The sequence below is a fragment of the Stenotrophomonas capsici genome, from assembly GCF_034961085.1.
GTDB classification, from domain to species: Bacteria; Pseudomonadota; Gammaproteobacteria; order Xanthomonadales; family Xanthomonadaceae; genus Stenotrophomonas; species Stenotrophomonas capsici.
The window spans coordinates 1-5,972 of the sequence record NZ_JAYFUH010000092.1; the positions used below are offsets into that span (position 1 = coordinate 1).

Here is a 5,972-nt window from a genome sequence, read left to right on the forward strand (position 1 = left end):
CTTCTCGCTGCCCACCTGGCGGCAACCCGGCACCTCGGTGCCCAGGCCCAGGTAGACGCTGTCGTCGGCCACCGGGAAGCCCACCTTGCGCAGGTTGGCCAGGGTGGCGTCCTTCATCGCCGAGGTGCGGTTGCTGATGTAGATCATGGTCACGCCCTTGGACGCGGCCAGCTGTGCGAACCGCACCGCGCCCGGCACCGGCTCGGCCTTCTGCTCGTTGACCCAGGCCGCCCAGCCAGCGTCGCTGTAGCTGCCTTCGTCGTGCACCAGGCGCGCCTGGAACGGCGAGTTGTCCAGCACGGTCTCGTCCACGTCCACCACCACGGCCGGCTTCAGCCGGGCCGACTGGTGGGTGCCCCCTTCCTCCGGCAGCAGCGCGGTCCAGGTCGGGTCGGCCAGGGCGCGGTCCAGCTGTTCACCAGCCAGCTTCCAGGTCTGCAGGGCGCTGGCGCGGTACTCCTGCGAGCGCTGCACCCACAGCACGGCGTTGAGGTTGTCATTGGCCACCGGGGCCGGGACCACCGCGGCCGGGGCGACCGGCGCCGACGGGCGCTGCAGGCGATCAGGGGCGGTGCAGGCGGCCAGCGACAACGCGGTGCCGGCCAGCAGGACGAGGGCGGGGAATCGGGACATGAAAACTACCGGGATCAGCGAAAACCGGCCAAGTTTACCGGCTCCCCGGTTCGCCCGCCCCGGCGGCAGCCGCGCCGGACCGGGCCTGACCCCGGTTTTCCCGCCTCGGCTATCCTTGCGCCCCCGCGTGACCGGAACACCCACCATGACCGACGACAGCCCGCAGACCCCCAGCTTCCCGATCCTCGACCCCGTGCAGGCCCGCACCCTGGGCTGCCTGATCGAGAAGGAAGCCACCACCCCGGACGCCTACCCGCTGACCGTCAACGCCACCCAGGTGGCGGCCAACCAGAAGACTGCGCGCGAGCCGGTGATGAACCTGGACGCGGGCAAGGTGCAGCACGCGCTGCGCCAGCTCGAGGGACTGGGCCTGGCCCGCCAGCACTTCTCCTCGCGTGCCGAGCGCTACGAGCACCTGGCCGGCACCAAGCTGGACCTGCCGCGCCAGCAGGTTGCCCTGCTCGGCCTGTTGCTGCTGCGTGGCCCGCAGACCGTCGGTGAACTGAGCACCCGCAGCGAGCGCATGGCCCGGTTCGCCGACGCCACCGACCTGCGTCACCAGCTCGACCGCCTGCAGCAGCGCGGCCTGGTCGTGCAGTTGCCGCGCGCCGGTGGCCAGCGCGAAGACCGCTTCATGCACCTGATGGGCGGCCCGCTGGACCTGGACGCCCTGGCCGAGACCTACAAGGCCGCACCGGCGGCGGCGGTCAGCGACAGCGCGCTGGAAGCCCGCGTGCAGCAGCTGGAAGCCACCGTGGCCGAGCTGCAGGAGCAACTGGCCGAACTGAAGGCCGCCATCGGCGGCTGACCTGGCGCGCTTGCGCAGGCGCGGCCCTGGCCGCGAAACCGGTACGGTTGCAAGCCTGCGTGCTTCGCGGCCAAGGCCGCTTGTGTCTAAGGACCGACTCCTACAGCGAGGCCGCCAGCAGCCCCAGCAGCGGCAGGCCGTTGAAGAACAGCGCGGTATAGCCCAGCCAGGCGTTGGATTCGCGGCGCCAGCGCGAGACCAGGGCCAGCAGGCACCCCATCACGCAACCACCGATGCCGATGATCAGCATGGCAGCCAGTTCCTCCAGCCCCCCGTGGATCACCGCCACCGCGATGCTGCCGACCAGCAGGCTGACCAACGGCATCAGCAGCGCGGCCAGGCCGAAACGATAGGACGGGTTGGCGGAGCGGGGGGCGGCTTCCATCGGCAGTGATCTCCCTGCAGGCATTGGCCACACGGTAAGGCATGGCCTCCGGGGTGACCACCGGCCCATGGCACCGGCCACGACCACTGGCAGGCTGGGCCACCAACCATCGGGAGTGGGCCATGCGAACGGGTGCGATGCGGGTAGTGCTGCTGGGCATGCTGTGGGTGACCGGCGCGGCATCGGCGGCGCCGGATGCGGCGACCCTGCAGGCCATCGAGGCCACTGCCCATGACTACATGGACGGCCAGCTGGAAGGCGACGTGGCGCGGGTGACACGCGCCCTGCACCCGGACCTGGCCAAGCGCAACGTGGTGGCCAACCCGAACGAAACACTGGGGCTGGGACGGATGAGCTCGGACGAGCTGATCCGCTACACCCGCGAAGGCGCGTTGAAGACACCACGCGACCAATGGCAGCGCAGCATCACCGTGCTGGCGGTGGATGAGGACATCGCCACCGTACGGCTGGAAAGCCCCTGGTTCATCGACCATCTGCAGCTGGGGCGGTTCGACGGGCGCTGGGTGATCGTCAACGCGCTGTGGCACCGCAAGAAGCGCGGCTGACGCGGTACCGGCGCGCAGTCAATTTCGATGACTGGCAACTGAACAGAAAAGACAAACCCCGCTATCGTATGCAGCTTCTGTTCGCTGCCTGCCCCGCCCATGAACCCACCCGACGCCCTGCCAGACGCCCCGCACGCCCACGGTGCCTGCGAGAACTGCGACACCTCGCTGCAGGGGCACTATTGCCACACCTGCGGGCAATCCGCGCACAACCCGCTCAAGCACGTCGGGCATGCGATCGAGGAAGTATTCGAGTCGTTCTGGCACCTGGACGGGCGCATCTTCCGCACCCTGCGCGACCTGCTGGTCCCGGGCCGGGTGGCGCTCAACTACCTCCGCGGCAAACGGGTGGGTTACGTGCAGCCCCTGCGGTTGTTCGTGATCCTCACCCTGTTCACCTTCTTCGTCGGCAAGTTGACCCTGCATGCCGATGACTTTGGCGGGCACGTCAAGGGCACCACGCTGTTCGATACGGCGCAGACCGCCGACGAGGTGGAGGCGCGACGCGATGCCGAGCTGACCCGGCTGGGCCAGCAGTTCAACGACGGTGCCACCGGTGGCCCTGCGCTGGGCATCGGCATCGGTGCGATCAACGCCGCCGCCGAGCAACGCCTGGCCGAACTGGCGAAGACTGCGCCGCAGGGCGCGGCGGGCAACGCCGTGCAGCGTGCCACGGCGGTGGCCGGGCGCACCGCCCAGGGCAGGGGCGGCAGCTTCTTCAACCACCAGGTCGGTGGCAAGCCCTGGGATCCGGAGACCAACCCGATCGTGATCGACAGTTGGCCGGGGTTCGCCAACAAGTGGCTCAACCATCGCCTGGACAACGCCAACGCCAACGTCGCGCGCATGGGCGGCAAGACCGACCTGTACGTGCAGGCCGTGCTCACCGCCCTGCCCGGCGCGCTGTTCTTCCTGATGCCGGTGTTCGCGCTGGTGCTGCGCGTGGCCTACCTGGGCCGCGGCATCGGCTACCTGGAGCACCTGGTGGTGGCGCTGTACAGCCATGCCTGGCTGATGCTGGTGCTGCTGGCCACCTTCCTGGTCGCCGGGCTGGGCAACGCGCTGGCCGGCCCGGTCGTCAACGCCACCACCGACGTGGTGTACGTGCTGTTGTGGCTGTCGGTGCCGGTGTACCTGATCTGGATGCAGCAGCGGGTGTACGGTGGCAACGTCGTGCTGACGCTGCTGCGTTACCTGTTCATCGGCAGCATCTACACCGTGCTGGTGTCGCTGGTGGTCACCTATGCGGTGCTGGCCGGCATCTCGTCCTGATCAATCGCCCCGCAACGCGGCCCGGCGCTGCCCGGCCGCGTGGAAGCTCCATGCCAGGAAGCGGCTCTGCTTGTTGCCCTGGGCCATGCCGACCTCGCGCACCTCGACCGCGCCGGCCTTGGCTAGCTGCCGGTGCAGGTCGGCCAGGTGCTCGCGCTTGGCCACCAGCGAGCTGAACCACAGCACCTGCGCCTGCACATCGACGCTTTCGCGCACCATCCGGCGCAGGAACGAAGCCTCGCCGCCGGTGCACCACAATTCGTTGGCCTGGCCCCCGAAGTTCAGCGCCGGCGCCTTGCCACGGGGGCTGGCCGCCCCGCCTAGGTTGCGCACCTTGCGCTGGCTGCCCTGCGCGGCTTCCTTGGCCGAGGTGTGGAAGGGCGGGTTGCACAGGGTCAGGTGGAAGTGGTCGTCCGGACGCAGCACGCCCTCGAACAGCTGGCCACGCGCGTGCTGCTTGCGCAGTTCGATCACGTCCTGCAGGCCATTGGCGCGCACGTTGGCGCCGGCCGACTGCAGCGCGCCGGCATCGATGTCGCTGCCGACGAACGACCAACCGTATTCGGCCTGGCCCAGCAGCGGGTAGATGCAGTTCGCGCCCACCCCGACATCCAGCACGCGCAGCGCCGGACCGCGCGGGACGCTGCCACCGGCATCGGCGGCCAGCAGGTCGGCCAACCCGTGCAGGTAGTCCACGCGACCGGGCACCGGCGGGCACAGGTAACCCTCGGGGATATCCCAGTGCGCGATGCCGTAGTCGCTGGCCAACAGTGCGCGGTTGAGCTCACGCACCGCGACGGGGTTGCTGAAGTCGATGCTCTGGCTGCCGGCCGGCGTGCGGACCAGGTGGGCGCGCAATGCCGGGTCGGCGGCCACCAGCCGCGTCAGGTCATAACGGCCCTGGTGACGATTGCGCGGGTGCAGGGGGCTGGCGGGCGCCGACTTGGCAGCCGCCTGCCGCTGCGGCGGACGTTGGTGCGGGGGATTCATGCGCGTATTAGACGCCAGGAAGACAGCGATGCGTACCGCGGCCAGCGTGCCAGGCCGGCATCCTGCGTCAGCGGCCCTCGGCCGGCTGCACGCAATCCTGCTGCGCGCAGAAGGAGGCCGCACGCCGTTGCTGCTCCGGCGTCAGCTCCGGCGGGGGACGGGCAATGGCCGACTGGATCTGCGCCGGTGCATGGGTCAGCTTGTTGAAGCCCTGCGCCGCCTTGGCCAGGCCGTAGTAGATGCCCATCATCACGTAGCCGCCGCCCAGGCTGACCTCCTCCACCGTGGGCGGCTCGCTCCAGTTCTTGCTGAAACGGTTGGGCTCGGCCTGCACGGGGTTCTTGAACCGGTACAGGTCCAGCGGCTGGTCGTCCTCGGGCTTGATCGCGCGGACCTCGCCCAGCGTGGTGACATTGCCACCGGCGGTGGCCGGCGGCGGCGATGGCAACGCCGTTCCATCCACGGGCGGCGGACTGAGCGCCGGCGCGACCGCTTGCGGGGCCGCCTGCTGCGCCGATGCCACGCCGGCCAGCATCATGCCGACCACCACGGTTGCTCCCTGCCATCCACCTGTTGCCACCACAGCATCCTCATGCGCGTTACCGGTCATGCGCAGGATACGGATGCGAGCTTCAGAATTCGTTGCGACGGGCCAGCTGACACCTTCAAAGCCATCGCCGCGGCCCATGCCGTGCAACGGGTGCGGTCCGAGCAGGGGCCCCTCCAGCCGAACCCGTTCAGCCTGCAGGCGCGAATCATGCCGGCCCGGCACCGCCAGGCGGCCCCCGCCCGGGCAACCCTGGCGCTTCTGACGCCACTCGCCGGCGCGGCAACCTGAAGTCACGCCGTGCATCGCCAGGCCAACGCATGGCGGCGTCTCACAACATGAGACGCCGCTGTGCTTTGATGCCGTCCTTTGATCAGCAGTTGCGTGCATGGCGTTCTCCCTCGCTCCCCGCACCGAAGCCAGCGAACGGGCGCTGGCAACCACCGATGGCCTGCCCTCGCGTGACGGCTCGCTGCTCGGCAAGCGGTTGGCCAAGCGCTACAGCGACCGGGTCACCGGCAGTTTCACGATCCCGGGCCGCGAAGGCAGTTACGCGCCGATTCCCGATGACGTCCCCGAGGCGCTGAAAGCCGCGCTCAAGGCGCGTGGCATCGAGCAGCTGTACTCCCACCAGGCCGAGGCCTGGGACGCCAGCCAGCGCGGCGAGCACGTCGCCATCGTCACCCCCACCGCGTCGGGCAAGTCGCTGTGCTACACGCTGCCGGTGGTGAGCGCGGCGATGCAGGGCAACGCCAAGGCGCTGTACCTGTT

General features: G+C 69.6%; 8 protein-coding genes. 4 read left to right on the forward strand and 4 right to left on the reverse strand.

Annotation, left to right across the window (positions count from 1 at the left end):
• Positions 1–633, reverse strand: a 633-nt coding sequence (locus VA603_RS08605) for a 5'-nucleotidase, lipoprotein e(P4) family (RefSeq protein WP_323438539.1), incomplete at its 3' end; no start/stop codon positions are given.
• Positions 634–778: 145 nt separating this feature from the next.
• On the opposite strand from VA603_RS08605, the gene VA603_RS08610 reads away from it, so the two are divergent.
• Positions 779–1,441: a YceH family protein gene (locus tag VA603_RS08610; protein WP_323438540.1), complete on the forward strand. Its 663-nt coding sequence runs from the start codon at positions 779–781 to the stop codon at positions 1,439–1,441.
• Positions 1,442–1,541: 100 nt separating this feature from the next.
• Here the strand turns inward: VA603_RS08610 and VA603_RS08615 are convergent, their stop codons facing one another.
• Positions 1,542–1,826 carry a hypothetical protein gene (locus tag VA603_RS08615; RefSeq protein WP_323438541.1) on the reverse strand — a complete coding sequence of 95 codons (285 nt, stop codon included), beginning with the start codon at positions 1,824–1,826 and terminating at the stop codon, positions 1,542–1,544.
• A 122-nt stretch (positions 1,827–1,948) separates the two neighbouring features.
• Here VA603_RS08615 and VA603_RS08620 point away from each other — a divergent pair, with 122 nt between their 5' ends.
• Both VA603_RS08620 and VA603_RS08625 read left to right on the forward strand, forming a co-directional pair.
• Positions 1,949–2,392, forward strand: a complete 444-nt coding sequence (locus VA603_RS08620) for a nuclear transport factor 2 family protein (protein WP_323438542.1) — start codon at positions 1,949–1,951, stop codon at positions 2,390–2,392.
• A gap of 99 nt (positions 2,393–2,491) precedes the next feature.
• Positions 2,492–3,664, forward strand: coding sequence for a DUF3667 domain-containing protein (locus tag VA603_RS08625; protein WP_323438543.1), 1,173 nt, complete (start codon positions 2,492–2,494; stop codon positions 3,662–3,664).
• Here VA603_RS08625 and rlmF read toward each other — a convergent pair whose 3' ends face one another.
• Positions 3,665–4,654, reverse strand: a complete 990-nt coding sequence (gene rlmF / locus VA603_RS08630; RefSeq protein WP_323438544.1) for a 23S rRNA (adenine(1618)-N(6))-methyltransferase RlmF — start codon at positions 4,652–4,654, stop codon at positions 3,665–3,667. It abuts the gene before it with no gap.
• Between the two features lie 67 nt (positions 4,655–4,721).
• A complete protein-coding gene (locus VA603_RS08635) occupies positions 4,722–5,192 on the reverse strand; it encodes a hypothetical protein (protein ID WP_323438546.1) in 471 nt (156 codons plus the stop codon).
• Between the two features lie 397 nt (positions 5,193–5,589).
• On the opposite strand from VA603_RS08635, the gene VA603_RS08640 reads away from it, so the two are divergent.
• On the forward strand, positions 5,590–5,972 hold a 383-nt coding region (locus tag VA603_RS08640; RefSeq protein ID WP_323438545.1), incomplete at its 3' end, for a DEAD/DEAH box helicase.

Coding starts and splice junctions, on each gene's coding strand:
- VA603_RS08610 (WP_323438540.1), top strand. CDS start 779: ATGACCGACGACAGCCCGCAGACCCCCAGCTTCCCGATCCTCGACCCC.
- VA603_RS08615 (WP_323438541.1), bottom strand. CDS start 1,826: ATGGAAGCCGCCCCCCGCTCCGCCAACCCGTCCTATCGTTTCGGCCTG.
- VA603_RS08620 (WP_323438542.1), top strand. CDS start 1,949: ATGCGAACGGGTGCGATGCGGGTAGTGCTGCTGGGCATGCTGTGGGTG.
- VA603_RS08625 (WP_323438543.1), top strand. CDS start 2,492: ATGAACCCACCCGACGCCCTGCCAGACGCCCCGCACGCCCACGGTGCC.
- rlmF (WP_323438544.1), bottom strand. CDS start 4,654: ATGAATCCCCCGCACCAACGTCCGCCGCAGCGGCAGGCGGCTGCCAAG.
- VA603_RS08635 (WP_323438546.1), bottom strand. CDS start 5,192: ATGATGCTGGCCGGCGTGGCATCGGCGCAGCAGGCGGCCCCGCAAGCG.